Origin of the sequence: Aquimarina sp. I32.4, from assembly GCF_002924285.1 — a bacterium.
Classification (GTDB): domain Bacteria; phylum Bacteroidota; class Bacteroidia; order Flavobacteriales; family Flavobacteriaceae; genus Aquimarina.
Genome location: NZ_PGUB01000201.1, coordinates 1 through 3425 on the forward strand (window position 1 = coordinate 1; position 3425 = coordinate 3425).

The 3425-nt window shown below is 35.5% G+C and carries 2 pseudogenes; both read right to left on the minus strand.

The window, feature by feature from the left end:
* Window positions 1–687, minus strand: a pseudogene (locus tag CVD18_RS21845) (hypothetical protein); the annotation flags it as partial.
* Window positions 684–3425, minus strand: a pseudogene (locus CVD18_RS22895) (hypothetical protein); the annotation flags it as partial. The pseudogenes CVD18_RS21845 and CVD18_RS22895, both read right to left, overlap by 4 nt.

The window sequence follows — 3425 nt, forward strand, 5'->3', positions numbered from 1 at the left end:
TAGTTCGTACTCCCAAGAAAGCATTATATTTTGATCTCCTTCTACAACAAACAAATCTATAGGAGAAGGTAGTAACTTTTTCTTATTAGGGTTTACAGCCAAAGTTCCTTCTTCTATAGGGGTAAAATTTTCTGGAAGGACTACTTTTATTTTATAAAAATATTTCTCAGTATTTTGGATTTGAGTATCAACATATCCTAATCCTGCCATTTTAGCCGCTTCAAAGTTCATATCTGCTGCAAAAAGAGCAAAAGAAAAACGTTGTTCTAACTCTTTTGCTTTATTAAGAATTTGCATCAGCCCCCCTTGGTTCCCTTCTACTTCAAAGCTTTCTCCATATATAGCCTGAGCAAGTATGGCAGCATGATTGTTAGTTTCTACTATAGTCTGCCAATGTTCTAAAGGAACAGGTTTTAAAGGAACAGGTGTTACTACTTTATGCTCTGGCGGATTAAGTACTGTTCCATTTCGAGATATGGTAAATCGTTCTATGGTATATCCATATGTATTTGCATGTTTCCAAGATATAGGTTGATCTACTGCCCAACGTAACAAGATGCTATTCTCATTTGCTTGTGCTATAATTTTAATAGAAGCTGAAGGAGCTTCTACCTGACCTGATTGCCCTATAATAAAGAAAGGGATACAGTATATAAAGAACCCTATTATATGTTTTATTGTTTTCATAATCTGTCTTTTAAAGGGTTTTTAAAAGTAAATATAGCAGTACTACCCTGTATTCCTCCTGGTAGAAGGTATTGCATTCGTATGGTGTAATTACCATAACGCATCATTTTAAATTCACTATTCAAAATAGAAGTAAGGTTTGTTCCAACTGGTAGATTACCATTGGTCAAATCGTTTAGCACCTGATGGTAAATATCTGAAAAATCAATACTATATATATCTGTTAAATTATAACGATATGGGAACGTTGTTTTACGCCAAGAAATACTTGTATTGTGTTCCAAACTTTCCAAATATTTCCCTATTAGTGGTAAGGCTTTTTTAGGAGGATATCCAAAAATTTCTGTATCACGATGCAAGGTGTATTTACCACTACTTGGGTACTTTGAATATAAAACAGGATTAATATCAGTAGTGAAATACGTGTCTTTTAATTCTGATGCTGCGACTACTAATGCTTTATGATCAGTATATTCATTTCCTTTTAATTCAATAGCTTCAAAACCTTCATGCTCTTTTATAGTTGAAGATAAGTAGATTACATCAGAAGCAATCCTTCCCCAATGATCATCTTGTACTTTTATACTCTTAACTTTATCTGAAAAGGTAGCATATTTACTGGTAATAAATGGATAGGAGAGACGCTCAATACTTCCTTCTTTAGACACATTGTCTGCTCCATTAGTTGTTATGGCAAAAGTATTATTAGTATCTAATTGGGTGGTTCTTGTTCTTTCATTAGATGTTTCTATATTTCCTGACAGTTTAGGTAGACTTACTATGCTATAGGTATATACTTTTTCTTTTTGAAGATTAGGCATACGACAGTGTACTTTGTTTGCTCCGTAATCATAATTAAATGTAACATCTGTCATTTCTCCACTATCTTCTATGATTTTAATCTCACTTTTCCAATTTGGATCTTCAAAAAGGTAATCCTGACCTCGTTTTAGTTGAATGTATCCATCTTGATGTTCCTTGCGATAAAATTGTTTTTGATCTACTACTGGGTAGGCATATTGTATATTATGCAAAGGGATATGGGTGGGGGCTTCTCCTGTTACAAAACTTCTGATTTCAGTCTCTATTGCTTTTTTCCCATCCACCATTATGGTTTTAAATATTCCATTTACTTTTTCCTGAAAACTCACTTCTACTTCAACTCTATGTTTCGTACTTGGAGTAAGGATATCTTCTGAATAAAAGGTAGCTCTGTCTTTCATATAACTCCATTCTAGTTTTCCTGCTACTTCTTTACCATTAGCATCCAATACTCTGAATTTTTCTAGAATTACCTTATAAGTTTTATCAGCTTCATCTTCAGGAATAACAATGGGTTCTCCTACTTTCATACTAAAGGTTGCTTGCGGAGCAGCAAAGACATCAACTTCATCTGTTCCTTCTTTTGGAGTAAGATCGGCTATCATTTTAATTCCACCTATCGGGGCTGCATTATCTAATTCACATTCTTGACCAATAGTAATTTTAAATCGGAACCGCCCTTTTACTAACCCTCCTAAAAGATTATAATATCCTCCTGCATATCCTCTAAACCAAAATGGATTTGGACCTTTACCTTGCATTAAAATGGCAGCCCCTCCTTTGATAATCGGAATTTTCTTTCTTACAAAAAATAATTTAATCCTAATGCCCATTTCTCCTTGCAAATAAGCATATGATTGTCCATTAGCATACCATCCATCAATACCTACTTGATCTCCAGTATTTACACAACGGGCTTCACCATAATCTTTGAGCATAATATCAAAACCAACTCCAGCCTGAAAACGTGCATAGAGGATCAGAAAGTTCATATCTCCTGTATCTATTTTAAAATCTGCTCCAAAGGCAAATCCACGTCCTTCACCTAATGCATTCAAATCCCTCATATAGTTTAACTCTTCTGCATCAACCCCTAAAATTTCTGCAACTTCTGGTGGTGGTGGTGGACTTCCTGGTATACGATCACCTACCATAAAGTATCCTCCAGTTTCTATAGAAAAACCTCCTATTCCCATTTTCAACCCTAATCGATCGGTTGGAGTACCCATATGCATATACCATTCGTCTGGAGAAATATGAATAACTCCCCATCCTGCACGTCCTCCAGATGAACGCCCTTGAATGATTCCTCCCCCAACGTTTACAAATATGTCAAGTTGTGCATGAAAAGACTTGTTTACAAAATCAAATTCCATTCCTAGTTTTGCACTAATGGATGCAGCCAGACTGAGTTCTGGTTCATATTCTGTATCAGCTTTATCTAAAAATGTTTTTCCAACTTTACTGTCCATTACTTTATTGACCAGTTCATTACTTGCTATCTTACCAAGTTTTTCTGTAAGCTTACCTACAGGGTTAGGGATATCAAAAGCCTTCATAATAGATGCTTCACCAAAGAAGCCTAATCGGTTTACGCCTCCTTTGGTATTAAATTCTATTTCAAAACCAGCTCCAACTGCTACAGCAGTTTCACTTCCTACAGAGCCAAAAACCATTGCTTTTACTCCTAAACTAGTAGGTTTATTAGGGATATAAGAAAGTCCTGAAGGAGAGAACTCTGTAATGTTACCCCCTGGTTTTTTTGTCATTTTATAAAATGCCCCTCCTGCAAATCCCGTAATAGTAACAGGTCCAGCCTGTATCATTAACCCATGAACTGCGGCATCAACATACCAATATCGGAACTCCTTTTTCCCAAAAATGGCTTTACAACTTATAGGCCCAAAAGTACCAAA